Annotated in this window: 11 protein-coding genes; 1 reads left to right on the top strand and 10 read right to left on the bottom strand. The window is 40.2% G+C overall.

Translation table 11 applies throughout. The annotated features are described in order from the left end of the window. Positions 1 to 44 precede the first annotated feature (44 nt). Complete coding sequence (locus BQ8014_RS19235; protein WP_139785132.1) at positions 45 to 263, top strand: hypothetical protein; 219 nt, start codon at positions 45 to 47, stop codon at positions 261 to 263. A gap of 16 nt (positions 264 to 279) precedes the next feature. Here the strand turns inward: BQ8014_RS19235 and BQ8014_RS13795 are convergent, their stop codons facing one another. From BQ8014_RS13795 to BQ8014_RS13750, 10 genes are all read right to left on the bottom strand, one after another. Next, positions 280 to 1,713 (bottom strand): sialate O-acetylesterase, encoded by a 1,434-nt coding sequence (locus tag BQ8014_RS13795; RefSeq protein ID WP_080904852.1) that lies wholly within the window; start codon positions 1,711 to 1,713, stop codon positions 280 to 282. Positions 1,714 to 1,724: 11 nt separating this feature from the next. Beyond that, positions 1,725 to 3,278 carry a GH39 family glycosyl hydrolase gene (locus BQ8014_RS13790; RefSeq protein WP_080904851.1) on the bottom strand — a complete coding sequence of 518 codons (1,554 nt, stop codon included), beginning with the start codon at positions 3,276 to 3,278 and terminating at the stop codon, positions 1,725 to 1,727. 18 nt (positions 3,279 to 3,296) lie between these two features. Further along, complete coding sequence (locus BQ8014_RS13785) at positions 3,297 to 5,297, bottom strand: RagB/SusD family nutrient uptake outer membrane protein (RefSeq protein ID WP_080904850.1); 2,001 nt, start codon at positions 5,295 to 5,297, stop codon at positions 3,297 to 3,299. A 41-nt stretch (positions 5,298 to 5,338) separates the two neighbouring features. Further along, positions 5,339 to 8,827 carry a TonB-dependent receptor gene (locus tag BQ8014_RS13780; RefSeq protein ID WP_234998050.1) on the bottom strand — a complete coding sequence of 1,163 codons (3,489 nt, stop codon included), beginning with the start codon at positions 8,825 to 8,827 and terminating at the stop codon, positions 5,339 to 5,341. A 184-nt stretch (positions 8,828 to 9,011) separates the two neighbouring features. After that, complete coding sequence (locus BQ8014_RS13775) at positions 9,012 to 10,052, bottom strand: FecR family protein (protein WP_080904849.1); 1,041 nt, start codon at positions 10,050 to 10,052, stop codon at positions 9,012 to 9,014. Positions 10,053 to 10,097: 45 nt separating this feature from the next. Next, complete coding sequence (locus tag BQ8014_RS13770) at positions 10,098 to 10,688, bottom strand: RNA polymerase sigma-70 factor (RefSeq protein ID WP_234998049.1); 591 nt, start codon at positions 10,686 to 10,688, stop codon at positions 10,098 to 10,100. 331 nt (positions 10,689 to 11,019) lie between these two features. Beyond that, positions 11,020 to 12,072: a DUF4434 domain-containing protein gene (locus tag BQ8014_RS13765; protein WP_080904847.1), complete on the bottom strand. Its 1,053-nt coding sequence runs from the start codon at positions 12,070 to 12,072 to the stop codon at positions 11,020 to 11,022. A 265-nt stretch (positions 12,073 to 12,337) separates the two neighbouring features. Then, complete coding sequence (locus BQ8014_RS13760) at positions 12,338 to 13,903, bottom strand: family 10 glycosylhydrolase (protein ID WP_234998048.1); 1,566 nt, start codon at positions 13,901 to 13,903, stop codon at positions 12,338 to 12,340. 171 nt (positions 13,904 to 14,074) lie between these two features. After that, complete coding sequence (locus BQ8014_RS13755) at positions 14,075 to 15,508, bottom strand: DUF5018 domain-containing protein (protein WP_080904846.1); 1,434 nt, start codon at positions 15,506 to 15,508, stop codon at positions 14,075 to 14,077. A gap of 18 nt (positions 15,509 to 15,526) precedes the next feature. Next, a complete protein-coding gene (locus BQ8014_RS13750) occupies positions 15,527 to 17,152 on the bottom strand; it encodes a RagB/SusD family nutrient uptake outer membrane protein (RefSeq protein WP_160150094.1) in 1,626 nt (541 codons plus the stop codon). Between the last annotated feature and the right edge of the window lie 9 nt (positions 17,153 to 17,161).

Here is a 17,161-nt window from a genome sequence, read left to right as displayed (position 1 = left end):
GATGCTCACCACTCCAAGTATGATCACTTAGGAATGGTAAGAATGTGTCAAAATTATCTTTGGCAAGAGCCAATCAAGATAGAGATTATTGCATCTTTGAAGAGTATGCTTATTTCCTGGTAAGTGGAGCACGGCAAAAACGAAAAACAGGTATCTTCAAACTTGGAGGAAATGTCTATATCTATGGTATAACGTCTGATACCATTATCAAGCAGGTGATGGTACTATCCTTTATGTGGGTTCGGTACTATCCCGCCGGCTGAAGAAAGATATCTTTGACTAGTTAGTCCTGAACGGAGGTATAGGTAGTCCTATCGTTGTTTTTAAATTGGCTTTTATGTAGTTACGAAATGCATAATGTACAATCTTTGGTTGTCGGACAATAGGTGATGAGACCCGGATAGTCCCATCCTTTGCATCTATTATTGCATTGGCCGGATAAAAAACACTATCTACCCCGGCTATCTCGAATCCATATATATCCGGTTCCGAACAATCAAAGGAATATAGATCCGGAGGGTATATAATATGTTTTTTACAATTAAAATACAAGATGGCCTCATTTTTCGTAAATACGGTTTCTTTCAGTGTCGGTAATTTTCCGGACAACATCTTCGCATCGTATGTTTCACCCATAACCAATAAAGCGAGACGTTCTCCTACTTCTTGTTTTTTAGGGGGATGAATCTGGGTAGGAGAGCCCAGATCCGTAGTAGGTACCATATAATACCGGGGTATTGTTTTTAAACAGGCATATTGCGCTTCAACAGTCAAAGGGAGTGATCTTTTATCAACTCCTTCGTGAGCATAGGGGCATAACTGGATGGAATAGAAAGGCATATTTTCGTCTTCCCATTTTGTCCGCCAGCTTTTTACCAAAGCCGTTAACAAAACCTGATAATCGTAGTAATTATGCCGGTTTGACTCCCCTTGATACCAGACAAACCCTTTGGCTGTATATCCTTCGATCGGCGCGATCATGCCATTGTACAGACCCGCTTGTTTTTTACGTTCATTCGTCTTATACTGATTGAGTACTGCTTTGTCAATACCATTTAATCCATTATATACCTCTTCCGGCATCCAGGCCTCGATGGTGGAACTGCCCCAATTGCTTGTTATAATGCCGACAGGCACTTGTAAAGATTGATGTAGTGACCGGGCAAAGAAGTAAGCTACCGCACTGAATGCTGCGACAGCAGAAGCAGAAGAGGGAGTCCAGCTAGCTTCGCAATCCTTCAAAGGAATATCCGAAGCAACTTTTGCCACGTCAAATACATGGATATGGGGATATTGGGCGGCTTCCAATATAGCGCTCAGCGAATTCTCAACAGGCTGGTTGGTAAACCCAGACAAAGGCATTTGCATATTCGATTGTCCGGAACAAATCCAGACTTCGCCGATATAAACATTTTGAATAACTATCTTGTTTTTTCCCTCCAACACTATTTCATAAGGGCCTCCCGCCTGGGGAGTCCCTATGAAACAGTTCCATTTCCCGTCCTGACCGGCTACTGTCTGATAACTTTCCTTGTTCCATCCCATATGAATCGTAATAAGTTCTTCCGCTTCAGCATTTCCCCAAAAGCGGACATCCGTATTCTGCTGCAAAACCATATTGTCGCTAAATAGTGAAGGTAAAACAATGGCGGCTTTTAGCGGTATAAAACAACAATGAGTCAGGATCAGGATATGAAAAACAATCTTTGCCATAACTAATTGTCTTAAAACAATGTAATCCGATCCTTAAACGCATCCAAATCCGTAACAACAAGCGGATAATCCGTTAGTGGTACATGTTGGAACGCGTTACCTTTTTGCCAATCACCAGCCTTGTCTGTAATGGAAAAAACCCGTCCGCTTAACAAATCGATCAAAACCGGTTTTTTAATGCTTTTAGGGGCATCGGCTAAGATTTGAATATCAATTCCCGTCATTCCCGGATATTGCATTTGTACATCTTCCGGGAGATAATACAAATAAACGGGATATCCCTCTTTTTCATAACTGTTGGTCACAACAGCCACCTCTTGCAAACGGGAGACACGGGCATCCGACGGATTGCGACGGCTCCAATTTATATCCAAATACAGATTTTTGGCTTGTACTTTGTTGTCAAAGAGCGCCGCAAAATAGCTAATGGCATAATAGGATTCCTTGGGCTCATACGTTTTACCATGCAGGATACCGTGTAAACAAGGATCCTGAGGCCCTTGGCTCGTCCGATATTCTTTAGCATTCATATCCACCATCTGGAAAAACGAACTGAGCTTCAAACCCTCGGACAAGTCCACTGCGTATCGCCGAAGCAACCATTTGGCCTGTAATGTTTCACTACCTTTTGTCCATGTCCGAAGAAAATGTTTGGGAGGAAAATAAGAACCAAATCCCACTTCCCCCTGCCATAATTCGACGTGTTTCCCATTATTGGAGTCAAACAGGCGGCGTAAAGACTTTATTTCACTCCCATATCCTTTTTCCGGAATAATCCGGTAAGGATGGACAGCGAAAAAGTCGATATATTCTGATACATTCAGTTGAATCAAGTCGATAACAAAACCGGAAAGGGAACCCGAAACGCATGCCCCTACTTTGGCTTTCTTATCTGTTTTTTTAATAATATCAGATGTATAGGAAATTAGTTTATAGTAATCAGGGGCATTGGCCTTTCCGGGTTGCCAGAAATTATTAATATTGGGTTCATTCCACAATTCATAGTGAATTACCCGCCCTTTAAAATGCTCCGTCAATGCTTTGATATAATTTCCCCATGCCTTCAATACCTCATCTCCAAAATAAAGAGGAACCCAGCCGACAGCCTGATCATACGCCTCCGGCATATACAATCTATTTCCAAAACCGACATTAAACCAAGGTTGTATTCCTCTTTGCAGTAAGTTATCAACGACCTCATCCAGCCATTTGAAGTCATATTGCCCCTTGACTGTTTCACACCGGTTCCACCCGGTTTGGCAACGCGCCCATTTTACTCCGGTGGCGCCCAACTTATCATAACACTTTTCCGGATCAAAGATTTCCCGGTCTAAGCATTCAAAACCGATACTTAAAAAGGACGATTCAATCTCATGGGAAGGGATCATGTTAAGTTGCCCGATTTGTTTAATGCTTAATGCCGGATCTGCGAAAATAGTCGGATCTTTCCGTTGTTGTTCTGACAGGGACTTATCCCTTGTGGTAAGGGATAAGTCTTGATGCTGAGCCAACATGTTAACGCTAAAAAGAAAAATAAACAAGAATATGCTATTTAATTTGTTCATGATCTTTTATGCTTATTTTTATTGAATGGCCGACTGATTGGCTTGTGTCGGCCAGTATGGATTTTGATAAATGGTTGATTGGTCTCCTCCGGTAATTTGGAAGTGACGCTGGGCAATAGGATAAAAATAGTAGGCATCCATCCAGGTATAGCCGTTGTATACCTCCGATTTGGCAGTTTTTTCGTAGGGGCGCAAATAGATGCTTCGTCCTTTGGAAGAAACATTGGAACCATCGGCGCCGGTATCTTTCAACAAAGTATTTCCATTTGAATCGACATACCAATGCTCCATAACACCACCCCACAATTTGATGCCTTCAATATGATACGGCGTAGCCTTCATCTGATCCATGGAACGCCAACGTTTCACATCATTCCAGCGCATTCCTTCGGCAATCAATTCACAACGGCGTTCCCTGCGGATATTGTATAGAACAGGATCATCTAATAATACTCCCCGGGAATAAGCGCCCCAATCGTTAGGCGCTTCTTTGGCCATTTGCGTACTGCTTATTGTTATATCAACTGTCCCGTCCGGGAATCCGGCACGTTGGCGAATCTTTTCCCAATAGGGCTTAATTTTTCCTAAATCTTTATCTAATTCGTATGAAGCTTCCATATAATTCAGATAGGCTTCGGTCGCCCGAAAGATGATGCAACCTATATATCCGGTCCCCGAACCGGTGGTGGAGCCATCGAAGTTCAGTCCTTTACGGCAAGCATAACCGGTGGAATATCCATTAGTATTGTCTCCGTTCAAAATTTGTGGGTAAGGTTCAATCGGGACAACATGAGTTCCCTGGGTACTGGTATAATACAGAACGTTTCTGTCACCTGGTTTCTTCAGAAACAGGAACAGGCGGTTATCCCTGTTTACAACCACAGAATGGACCGAATCATCACCATGATAATATTCCCCAACCGGATAATTATATATCGGCTTCCCATCCTGCATCAGAAAAGCATCGACAAAACCGCGGGTTAGCCCTGTACTTTCTCCTCCCTTATTGGCCATACCGGAAACGGTATTTGTAATACCCAACGACTGGCTATATTCTCTCCATAACATGACTTCCGGATAACTCGACATATCCACTGCGCTAAACATATCAAAATAAGGATTAGACGGTTCTGATACATCCTGTTGCAGTTTGGTTGTATTTGTTGTTAATGTAGGATACCGGTTAATAACTTCCTGTGCCGCATCCCGGGCTATCTGGAAGAAATACTTCGACTCATTTTCCAGGCTGCCGGAAGGAAATTGATAATTGGGATGTATATCTTTGCCTGGCCATTCCGGCCCGTTGGGAACAAAAGCCGTGTTGGCATGATACTTCAGCCAGCTACCCTCATAAAGGGCTACCCTCGACTTTAATAAATAAGCGCAAGCCTTGGATATCCGGTTCTTTCTTCCGTCGGGAGCCGTTTCTTTCAACAACACAATGGCGGAATCCAGATCTGAAACAATAAACCGCGCCACTTCATTTTGCGGATCCCGTATGCTGGCTTTAGTCAAAACTTCTTCATCTTGCGGTAACAGGTTCCGTACGATAGGGAAATCACCAAAAAGTTGTAAGCGGTTATAATATTCGAATGCCCGTAAGAAATAGACCTCTCCTATATAATGGTTGACATTCTCTTGATTTCCAGAGATCGTACCGGCATGATAGAGCGGTAAAACCTTGTCCATAAAATAATTAGTCCGACGGATTTGTGTAAAATCCCAACTTCCACCACTCTCTGTTACTTTCCAAAGGTCTTTTACATATCTTGAAGCATAGTCCTTTGAAGCCATATTATCTGTATTTTTATCTACTCCAAAAACACCATAGGGAGTACTATGTGAAGGCAAAATATTAGCATACATGTTGATCGCATAAGATGACAGTTGCGATTCCTCTTTTAAGTAAATTTCCGGTGTGATATGGGCAAGTGGCGCCCGGTCTAAATAGTCATCGCAGGAACAGAGTATAATACCGAATAACATCAGTATACTTGTTGTTATATAATTATGTTTCATTATAAATTGAATTTATATGTTATTACACGTTTATCTTTTATTTAAAAAGTAACATTGATACCTGTTGCTATCACTTTTGTCAAGGGATAATTAGCACCTTGGACACTATATGAAACGTTATCAATTTGTTCAGGATCTAATGTCTTAAATAATTTCGTCCCTGTCCATAGATTATCCCCTGTCACATAGATCCTCACATTGGATAATCCTATTCTGTTTACGATTGTTTTCGGAAAGTTATATCCTATCTGTATGTTTTTCAATCGGATATACGCCGCACTTTGCAGATATTGGCTCTGTGTATTGAGGTTCTTTCCGTTATCCTTTATCGGACGAGGGAAATAAGAATCCAGATTAGGACCTAATGGATTCTCCGTATCTTCCGGGCGGAAATAATCGGATTGACCTTTCAGATAAGAAGAAAACCAGCGGGATTCTGTCATTCCCCAAAAGAGAACATTTTGTTTATTTGGCATAAAGTCACGTTTCATAATCCCCTGGAAAAAGACTCGGAAATTAAAACCATTATAACTGCCAGTAAGGTCTAAGCCAAAACGGTAACGGGGAGTAGTACTTCCTATTTTTACCAAATCGCCATGATCGGACAGAAGATTCTTACCATTATTTACCTTGCCATCTCCATCCAGGTCAGCATACATGATATCCCCTGCGCTCCACATACTTCCTAAGCTGCTTTGATCGGCTACAGCCAGATGGGCATTCATTTCTTCCTGTGTTTTCGCAACACCGATGGTTTGATATCCCCAGATTTCGCCGAGTATCTGTCCTTCCCGGTAGGTAGTAAGTGCTCCTGTCGAATTGGGATAGTTGGTGATCTCCGTCTGGGAATCGTTTAATGATAACGTCACGCCGTAATTGAGCTTATCGGCAATCCGGTCTTTCCATGAAAGAGATAATTCCCATCCATACGTTTTTAAGTCCGTATTATTCATTTTAGGAACGGATGTACCTAAAATAACGGGAAGCTCGGGCGCCGGGCCTACCATGTCTTCTGTTTTTCTTATGTAATAGTCGAAAGAACCACTTAAACGGTTTTTCAACAAACCAAAATCAATTCCCATATTCCAAGTGGAAACGGTTTCCCATGTCAGATCGGAATAGATCAGAGACGGTGCATTTGAAATATTAGGTTTAACGCCATTGACAAGCCAGGAACCAGCAGAGGTATTAACGCTCATCAGTTCATACGTCGGATACCAAAGGGAAGTATTTTGGTTACCTAACATGCCATAAGAAGCTCTCAATTTCAAAAGGTTGACAATGTCGGGTTTGTTTTCCATAAACTTCTCCCGTGCGATATTCCATCCGGCAGAGACGGAGGGAAAGACGCCCCAGCGAGAATCCGCGCGGAAACGGGAGGTACCGTCGTAGCGCAAATTAACTTCCAGCAAATAGCGCTCTTTATAGTCATAATTGAGACGTCCGAAAAAGCCTGCCGTCGCCCATTCCCTTTTATCCTGGTTTAAAGTGGGAGTTACAGCATTCCCATCATAATCAAACCCTGTTGTCAGATTCAGTTCCGGAAGATCATCCAATATAACGCCAACCCTGCTGCCGTTGAATGATTTCTGTTTCAATAGTTCCGTCTGGAATCCGGCCATTACTTTAAAGGTATGTCCTTTTTCGAAGGATTTTGTGTAGTCGGAGTAAATATTTATGTTCCAATAATGTTGTTTTTGATATCCTTCATATACAGAATTATCTTTAGTATGTACATAGGGATCTCCATTCACGTCATGTTTGTAGATCATCAGTTGATGCGAATGCTCGTCATAATTTTTCGTCCGGTAGTTTACATCACCGTATATTTTCCAGTCTTTGATAAATTCGGCAGTTAGCCTAAGTTGCTGGTAGAGCCAGTCGGTTTTTTTCTGGTTTCGTCCCCCTTCTTTCAGTGCTAAAACACGGGTCAAGCCATCCCATAAATAGCCATTCGGATCATATAAAGGTACAATCGGAGCCGAATAGGCTGTTCTTCTTAAAAGATCATCTGTAAGAGCGGAAGGTTGTTCTTCTTCTTCTCGTATAAAGCGGTTGCTATAAGCTAATTCGATATATTTACCCAATTGAGTATTGACTTTGGCAGTAGTGGTATAGCGTCTGTATTTATCTTGGCCGTAAGTCAATAGTCCGTTTTGCCCTAAATAATTGGCGGAGAAATAATAGTTGGCTTCTTTTGTTCCACCGGAAGCACTTAAATTATGCTCCTGTGTCGGTACCCAACTACGGTAGGTGATATCGTACCATTCATTATTATCATTTCCATATTGAAAAGGGCTTAATGTTTCCCATTTCGTGCCATTAGCCGGTTTCGGCATGGTGGTTGTAATCTTTCCTTGTTGGAAGTCCAGGATACGCTGCATGGTTTCATCATTATAGTAGGTACCCGCTCCGGCATTCATATAGGCCTCATTAAAATACCAGGCATACGAATAAGAATCTTCAAAAGTAGGGAGATTAATCGGATCAGACCAACGGAAACTGTTATTATAGTTAATAGATAGTTTGCCTGCTGTTCCTTTCTTTGTTGTCACCAAAATCACACCAAAAGGGGCTCTTGATCCGTAAATAGAAGAAGCTGCCGCATCTTTTAAAACAGATATATTTTCGATATCTTGCGGATTAATGGCGTTCAAATCACCTTCCATACCGTCTATCAGGATTAAAGGATTGCCGGTCGAGCCATCGCTAATCGTCGTCGTACCCCGTATATTGATACTGGCACGATCTCCTACTTTACCACTGCTTTGGCTGATAATCAAACCAGGAACCAGCCCTTGCAAAGCTTGTGCTGCTGTCATTACCGGACGTTGTTCCAGCGCTTTGGCATCAGCCACACCTACCGCTCCGGTCAGATTGACTTTTTTCTGGGTAGCAAATCCCACAACCACAACTTCCTCCAATACCTGAGAGTCTTCTTTTAGCTGTATAGATAGAGTTGTTTGATTACCGACTCTGATCTCCTGTGCTATATATCCGATATACGAAATTTGCAATACCGCATTGTCATTTACAGAAAGAGCAAACTTTCCATCCATATCTGTAATTATACCATTTGTCGTCCCTTTTTCCACCACGTTAGTGCCGATGATGGGGTCGCCGTTTTCATCGGTTACTGTGCCGGTGATGAGGCGGTGTGTCTGTTGAGCGATAGCCGGGATCCGGGTGATCACAATATGCTTGCCGGTGACTTTATAAGCCAGATTGTTGTTTTTGATGATTTCGTTCAGGATATCTGTAACCAATTGATCTTTGGCCTGGATGCTGATATGCTGGTTATTGTCGATGTCGTTGCTGTTGTAGAAGAACATAAAATCGGATTGTTTTTCTATTTGTGAGATAACATCATAGAAAGTCCCATTTTTGATTTCCACCGAAATGCGCTGACTTTGCGCATAGGCGCTGGCCGAGACATGAAGAATGCCGATCAAAAGTAAAAGGGTTGTAATTTTCATGATACGTAGTACTTTAAGAGGCACTAAAAAGTGGTCTTCTGATTTTTTTTTCATATTTTTGAATGTTTTTATTAGTGACTTTGCCTCTTCCCGTAGTTTACCAGACTGAATGAAGAGGTGGTTAACAAAATAATAAAATACTTTTGTTGAACCGGAAAATGTATCCAGCATCTTCCGGTTCTTTTTTTACACGAGGGTTTTTACATAGGCAATTAGATTTAATAGTGAAACAAAATTGTTATCGCTTTCTTATGATGATCTCTTTTCCGTTGCGCCGGATTGTATATCGTTTTTCCTGATCCATGACTTGCAGGATTTCCTGTATCTCCTGATCCAGCGAGAAGGTACCGGTGTAATTCATCCGTTTCAGGGTTTCGTCTTCGATCTTGATCTTTACATCATAATATTTTTCCAACCGGCGGGCAATAGCAGATAAGGGTTCGTCTTTGAATTTGTATTTGCCTTTTGTCCAGGCTTCAGCCAATAACTGATCGGATTGTTGTATGGTGACCGATCCGGAAAGGTTATCGGAAATGACTCGTTGATTGGGTTTGATGAATATACGGCTCATGGGTTCACCTACTTCATTATATGCATCTAAAGATACGGAACCACTTAGCAGAGTGACCACAGTATAGGCATCATCTCCGTAAGCTTCTACATTGAATGAAGTACCCAATACGGTGATATCCTGATGTTCCAATTTGACCACAAAAGGACTTTCTTCATCTTTGGCCACTTCAAAGTAGGCTTCACCTTCCAACCAGACCATTCGGCTGCCTTTCTGGAAATGGGAAGGATACCGAAAAGATGTTGCTGCGTTCAGGATCACTTTGGTCCCGTCGGATAAGATCAAGGTATTACTCCGTCCTCCCTTTTTTGTTTGTAATTCGTTATATACAAGCTCTATATCTTCACTTGTTTTTGATCGGACAAACAGATGGGCACCCCATCCTAAGCAGAGTGCGAGAATAAACAGAGCCACGTATTTCATTCCGGAGAAAATCCAGGAACGGTGAGAAGATTGTCGAACAGGTGGAGTTGACGTTTCCGGCAGTTTGATCATACGAGCATACATCCGTTGCCAGCTTTCTTCCTTCTCGGTTTCCGACCAGATCGGACGCCGGCTTGCGTCGGATAATTGTTTAAATTCAAAGAAGTAAGATTTATTATCCGATGAAGCCATGATCCAGACTTCCAGTTCGGCTAATTCCTCTTTGGTAATCTCTTCGTGAAAGTAACGGATGATCAGTTCTTCTATGTGACTGTTTCCTGACATTTTGATTGTTGTTTATATATGAAACGATCGGATTTCCGGATTTACTTACGCGAGTAATAAAAAAATGAAGAATGAAGAGTGAAAAATGAAGCATGTAAGAAGGGAGGTTCTCAATAGTTTCAAGGCCTTGTATAATTGAACCTCAACAGTGCGTTTAGAGATGTTTAGTAAGATGGCGATATCATCACTTTTCCGTTCTTCGAGATAGGACATAATGAATATTTCCCTGCATTTGGGAGGAAGCTTTTCCATTTCTTCGTAGATGCGTATCAGACGTTCGTCTTCTTCATAAAGCCATTGGGCCTCTTCGTAATAATGGATTTCTTCTATTTTCAGACGGTTAGTCACCTGTTTGACAAAATTGTCTTTCACCTCTTCGTGTTTCAACACATCGAGACAGGCATGGCGGACAGAGCGGTAAAGATAGGTTTTCAATCCTTCTTTTAGCAATAGAGGGGTTTGTTTTTGCCATATACACAGAAAGACATCCTGTACCAGATCTTCCGCAGTGGTTTGATCCACATATTTTCCGGCATAGAAAATCAAAAGAGGAGCCAACTCCTTATACAATGTTTTGAAAGCTGAAAAATCCCTGTCTTCTTCCAACGAAACTACCTCCTGTTCACAAGTTAACAAAGTAATGTCTACAATATAAACGATTCAAAGGAGATATTTACTTATTTGGGCAGATTTTTTTTGAACATTTAATGCAATCCCTTCAGTAGATTCTCAACGGATTTTATTACGGCGTTTGCCCCGTATCGTCCAATAGAAGGAGTTACAGTCAAATCGACGATCAGTATAATTACCACAAATTCCGACGTTAATATCCATAATTGAAATTACGCTGAAGAATCGAGTATACTCAAATGAACATTCGAGTATACTCGATTGATCCATCCAGTGCACTCAATTTTGTTCACTCTAAATTTCGTATCTATAACGATATTAATGACCCCGTTTTATTTTAACGGGTTGTTTTTAATGATCCGTATTTTGCCAATTCCTGATACAATATCCGAGAGTCCGGATGACCGGCAAGGGCCAGGCTATTCGGTTTATTCAACAATCCGGTATATTGATAAATAAATATTTTCTCCACAAACGGTGAAACAGCCTCCAACTGTCGAATTACCCGTTCGGCAGGAGCAGGTAGCAAGGCGCTTTGATAGACTTTTCCTTCAAATTGAAATATTTCTACATCAGCCCACAAATGTGCTCGTGATGCTTTTTGATGCAGCCGGTATAAACGCTCAAAATATTCTGCGCTTTCTTCCACCTTTGTTTTTTCTACCCCTATTTCATCTTGGTAGGCAATGTAACTCACATTCAATGATTCCAACTGTCGGGCATATTTATCGTCAGCCTTTACATTTCTGGTTCCATAGGGTGCAATGAGTGTTTTAGCCTTAGGGGTGAGTTTTGCCACTTCAGCTGATAAAGTATTAACGTAATTGATAAAGAAGTCTTCATAATACCCTGAGATTCCTGTTTCGTTTGGGAAATACCATCCGTAAAAGCTTTTATGATGAGCATATTTTTCAGTGATCTCATTCATTGCATCCAATCGCAGTTTATTGATTTTAGGATCTGTCATCAGAAAATAGGGGTTGGTCCAGTCACCGAAAAAATCATTACCGACAAAAAAATTTATTCCATATTTATCTGCCGCACTTAATACTGTTTCTAACGGGTCTTCGCACCCCATATCATGTTGAGGCAACAATGAGGAAGGATAAAAGGCCTTATCATAAATAGCTACGTCGAGTAATACCAGATAACGGATACCGCTCTCGGCAATTTCTTTTACTTTCGTTTCCCATTGTGCTGCGGAAAAGGTTTGCAGAGTTTCATTCCAATATTTTCCTTCGGCAAGGTTATGGTGTTGAAATTCAAACCATGTTCCTTCGATAGGCTTTGTTTTTTTCGAATGATCCCGGAGTCCTGCCTGAATGTCTTGAAAAAAACTTTCCGCAAATAAAGCGGCTCCACATGTTAATAAAAAATTTCGTCGTTTCATGGAGTAAAAGTATCATTTTATTTATTAATTATGGAGGTAAAATGTTCAATAAAAACAAAACGAACATCTCCGTGCTTGTCTCCCGCATAGCCTTGAACATTTGATTAATGCATAGGATTATGTCAGAAATAAGTTCTATGTTATAATAGAAGAATATGGGGCTGTGTCATAAGAAAATCCTGCAAGAAATTCATAACTATCAATGTGCGCATTCATAGTTATGAATCCAATCGTTCATAGTTATGACTGTACTTATTCATTACTATCATTTTTTCATACTACTTTCATACGCATCAATACCGGCCTTTAGTTCATCCCATAAGTCAAAATCAATTACTTGCACTATGTCAAAGACCATCAAACCGTCCGAATTTCTCAAGCATAAATAGGATGCATCTTTCACATTATCCTTATTATTAGCATAAATGCTACCATACATTTTACAATCCCCATATAGGATTCGGCGGCCATTAGCCAATCCATATTCTATCGATTCCGGATCACTCATCCCATATACGGTTTCCAGATAAGTTCCGATAATGAAGACATCCAAATGTTCCGCAAATCCGGTGTTTTTATACTCGGGAGTTGCCCAAGCCGGATACTCCAATGAGGTATTATACTTTTTGCTGGCCCAATTCTGGCCTTTGGTATACAATGCTCCGTACCATGAAGCCGCCCAATATTGCAGTTGAACTTCCGGCTTAATCGCTTTAATCGTTTCTTTTGCTTTTTTTACAAAGTCATGTATTATTTTAGAACGAAATTCATACCATTTTTTTGCATATTTTCCCTCAATGCGTTGTCCGCCTGACCATGTCATAATATCTTGCGGAAAGTTCGTAATCCTTGTCCCGATATATTCTTCAAATGCTTTCCGGGAAGCTTCTGAAAAGTCAGAAGTCTCATCACAATAACGGCAATAATCAAGAGCATAACCATCAATATCGTAATTAGTAACAATCTCTTTAATAAAGGTTAATGCATACTCTTGAACCTCCGGCAATAACGGGTTTAGGAAAACGGCAACTTGGGAAGGATCGTTCTTTATATCGATCATTCCTGTAGACTTATACAGTAGAGTCGTTTTACCGTCCCATGCGGAAGATTCATAGGCAGGACCTTCCCGGGTGGAAGAACGGCCAATGGTAAAAGTTGTTGTGGAAGCTATTATTTTCAAATCCCGTTTATGAGCCTCGTCAATAAAAAACTGTAGATAATCCCAGTCAGCATCCCTTCTTATATTTCCGATTTGTGTCAATCGAGGCATACTTTTCGTTTTATTATATAGCACCTTACCATACAGAGGCCTGACATCCACTACAATTTCATTAAATCCGGTCTCTTTCGCTTTGTCCAAGTAAAATGTAATATTTTCTTTCTTCAAGAAACGTTCGAAATTTGCTTCTGCATCGATCCAAAGCTGTTTTGGTTTATTCAGATCCATATCCACTGTTTTCGCAGTAAGGGTGTAGGTCGTTTCAAGCCCATTATATTCTACTCTGATTTTATTTGTTTTTGAAAAGTTAAATAATGCCGGATTAGATTCCGGATCCATTAGTATCACTCCGTTTAACAGGTTAAAGCGGACATTTATAGCCGTTAGATTTGTTCCGGAGGGAAATGTCAATTCAATTTTATGAATTTCATAATCAATCTTTATGTCAGTAGGGGAGATCGCAATTTCTTCCCCGTTGACGATCTTAAAAACCTCAACTGATGTTATATGTTGTACGGAAGCAAAAATGTTCTTATTTTCATTCTTCCCACAAGCTGTTAATGAAATAATTAAAGTTAGAAACAAGATGTATAAACTTCTTCTGTTTCGCATAATCATATTTTTTTGACAGATGAAAAGCATTTCTATTATTAAAAATCCCGATTAGATTTGGATTTTGATTTACTATCTATATTAAATTACCGATTAAAACCAGTCCTTTTATGAGACTTTTCAGTTTTTTCCTTGGATATCCAAACCTAATCAGGACTAATATACTATAAATTATTTACTTGACGATCCAATATTTGTCAATTCATATCCCATAATTCCCTTATTCGTTTCCAATACATAAACATAAGCCGTTTTACCATCTTCAGCTATTTGAACTGCAACATTTCCACTACCGTTGTCATTCGCATAGGTTAAATTATTTATAGTCGACTCACTCAATGGATTAAGAATTGCATATTTCTCAACATCGGTATTAGGTGTAGGGATTAAAGTAGGATCATCCACATTAAATATTAACAATCTCACTACACCAGGCCAACTGACCGTACTAACGGCAATATAACCGGCATTGTTAAATTCAAAATATTTTGCACCTGAGGCAAGGATTTTATTCAAAAAGTTAGATTTATCCGCTGCTAATTCAAAAGAATACGACCCTGTCTTACCAACATAAATAAATCCTCTTTGATTGCCCGAAACATTAAAATAGGGTATTTTCCCGGTTGTTGACGCAGGAACAGCTAAACCGCTCCAAACACAACCTAACGGAGCCTCGAAGCATTCTGTTTCGGAAACCGCACCATTTACAACCGAGATGCGTACAACTCCGTTATAGGCACTCCCTCTGCCATCCATCGCCAACATAATTTGTGCTTTACCGGACATCGATCCGCAGACCCCAATATTAGCACCAATCGCGGTAGATGACGTACGGTTTACAATGGTAGTACTCAATTCGTAGAATGTTTCAGGAGCCTGGTCAATGCCGTTTTTCCAGTAATATATCCGGATCGGAGTTATTTTATTACTGGCATCCCCGAATGAAACTGCAATCATTTTATCATCATCATCGTTAGCAATGGCTAATAACCGTTCCCCAAAGGTTGGCATTACGACATTTTTGTCTATTTTGAGACCCGTCTTCTTGTCATATACCAAAAACGCACCGTTATTATAATGGTTAACAATCAGGTCATTTCCCACGACTGCCATAGAGGTTTGTGCGTTTGTAGACCAACCGCCTAATTCGTCTCCGGTCTTCTCAAATAATTTATTATAACGACCAAAACCATGTTCTATTTCACCATAGGGAACTTCATAAATTTTAGTTATTAATGTCACCTGGGAAGTACTTCCATCAGGTGCAGTAATTGTAAAATCAATTGGTTCGGATAAGTCTTTGATCCCTCCTATGGCAGGAGATACTTTTGCTCCATGAAATACTGTTGCCTGAAGCTGCCAATCCTGATAAGTCGGAGCTGTTTCATCCGGAAAATAGGTGATGTCCAAATTGATCGTTTTTTTATCTTCCGAATATTGGGCCTGATAAATTTTCCCAACTCCTATTTTAGAGGTATAATCAAATTTTTGCGCTTGAAGGGCTGTAAACAAACTGTTTGAACTGAACTCCACTTTATCCTCTTCACAAGCGGAAATAAGAGTCACCAACAGAAAGCTTAACATTATATATTTAATTTGTTTCATATCTGTATCGTTTTAAAATTACCAAAGTTCCGTTTGTATGCATGCTGAATTGTTATTTATTTCAGATGTCGGAATAGGAATATAATAATATTTTTCAGGAAAATACCGATCGTCGTCATCGCAAACCACTTTTGTGTAAGTCAAACTATTATCGGAATTTTTTGTAATCTTAATTCCATGTGCCCGTTGTCCGTCAATTACCGCAACAGCTCTTCTCCAACGCCTTAAATCCCAATAACGTAATCCCTCAAATGCAAATTCCACCATTTTCTCCTTCTCCAAACAGTTCATAAATATCTGTAAATTAGAACCGACCGAATATCCGCTCAATTCGTTTCCACGTGTCCGTACCTTATTTAAATATTCGTAGCCGGTTTGAACATCCCCACTTTGAGCATATGCTTCCGCCATATTCATTAACACTTCCGCATAACGTAATTCCACCCAATAGGAATCACTACCCGTTTCATCGTAAGTCGTATTTTTTTCCTGTAAGAACTTTTTCATGAAATATCCCGTTACACAAGCCGAGTTATTAGAACTAAAATCAAAATCCGTATAGCCGTCTTTTCCACCTACGAATGTCTCAATTTCCCGTCCGTTCCAAGGAGCTCCATTATACAAAATAGAGGTGTAGAATCGAGGTTCACGGCCTACATACGGATTTGCCTTATGAACAGGATTATTCCAATCAAAGTCCACGTAGACGCCGTTCTCTTTAATCTGAAACAGACTTACCAATTCTTCCGTAGGACAAGCCCAGCCTCCTCTACTGGCCTTATCGCCTATCGGACGGAAATAACGATCATGAAAATGAACATAGGTCGGAACCTTAAAGGTGACCGGTAAAATAATTTCCCTATTCGCCAGATTTTTGAATACATCCTCATACTTAGGTTCGATGATGTATCCCAGTTTTTCAACCTCTTGTCCGGCTGAAATCACTTTATCATATTTTTTGGCATACAAGGCACATCTGGTTATCAATGCATAAGCTGCCCCGGCAGTAATACGCCCATAATTATCAGCATCCCATGTCTGACCTGTCAGGTCTGCAGCAACCTCTTCCAATTCCTTAATCACAAAATCCCAGGATTCTTCTTCTGAAATTCTGGCTTTAACCGCATCTTTGTCATTATCCAATCCCCCGTCAACGCCGGTGTTATGTAATCTTAAGATAATGCCACCATGGTTCCGTATCATTTTATAATAAAGATACGCCCGTAAAAAACGGACTTCCGCTTTACGAATCTTTACAAATTCAGGATCCATATGGGCTGCTTTTACATCAACATCATATAAGAATTCATTTTCCAGCTTAATTCTATCATAATTTCCCCATGTACTCAAAGCGCCATTACTGGGAGTGATATAATTCTTCGATAGTAAAATTTTATTCTGATCGGTTTTATCATTCAAATTAGAAATACAATACTTCAAAATATCCGAACAACCGTCAAAAAATTTATCCGTATAAATTTCAGCATTATCACGTAAGGCTGCATAGAAACCTTTTACATAAAGATCCAGATATTCTTCGTCTTTCCAAGCCACGACATCAGAATACTTGTCAGTCGGTTCCACTTCCAATTCACAAGAAGTCAATATAAATGCAGCAAAAAAAAGATATATTATATTTTTCATATCATATAA

Source organism: Parabacteroides sp. Marseille-P3160 (assembly GCF_900162725.1).
Classification (GTDB): Bacteria; Bacteroidota; Bacteroidia; order Bacteroidales; family Tannerellaceae; genus Marseille-P3160.
The sequence above is the reverse complement of the archived record's forward strand: the minus strand, read 5'-3'. Positions and strand labels throughout refer to the sequence as shown.

What these genes read in the sequence shown, in the direction of transcription:
- BQ8014_RS13790 (WP_080904851.1), bottom strand. Translation starts at nt 3,278, where the DNA reads ATGAACAAATTAAATAGCATATTCTTGTTTATTTTTCTTTTTAGCGTT.
- BQ8014_RS13760 (WP_234998048.1), bottom strand. Translation starts at nt 13,903, where the DNA reads ATGCGAAACAGAAGAAGTTTATACATCTTGTTTCTAACTTTAATTATT.
- BQ8014_RS13780 (WP_234998050.1), bottom strand. Translation starts at nt 8,827, where the DNA reads ATGAAAAAAAAATCAGAAGACCACTTTTTAGTGCCTCTTAAAGTACTA.
- BQ8014_RS13755 (WP_080904846.1), bottom strand. Translation starts at nt 15,508, where the DNA reads ATGAAACAAATTAAATATATAATGTTAAGCTTTCTGTTGGTGACTCTT.
- BQ8014_RS13785 (WP_080904850.1), bottom strand. Translation starts at nt 5,297, where the DNA reads ATGAAACATAATTATATAACAACAAGTATACTGATGTTATTCGGTATT.
- BQ8014_RS13750 (WP_160150094.1), bottom strand. Translation starts at nt 17,152, where the DNA reads ATGAAAAATATAATATATCTTTTTTTTGCTGCATTTATATTGACTTCT.
- BQ8014_RS13775 (WP_080904849.1), bottom strand. Translation starts at nt 10,052, where the DNA reads ATGTCAGGAAACAGTCACATAGAAGAACTGATCATCCGTTACTTTCAC.
- BQ8014_RS13765 (WP_080904847.1), bottom strand. Translation starts at nt 12,072, where the DNA reads ATGAAACGACGAAATTTTTTATTAACATGTGGAGCCGCTTTATTTGCG.
- BQ8014_RS13795 (WP_080904852.1), bottom strand. Translation starts at nt 1,713, where the DNA reads ATGGCAAAGATTGTTTTTCATATCCTGATCCTGACTCATTGTTGTTTT.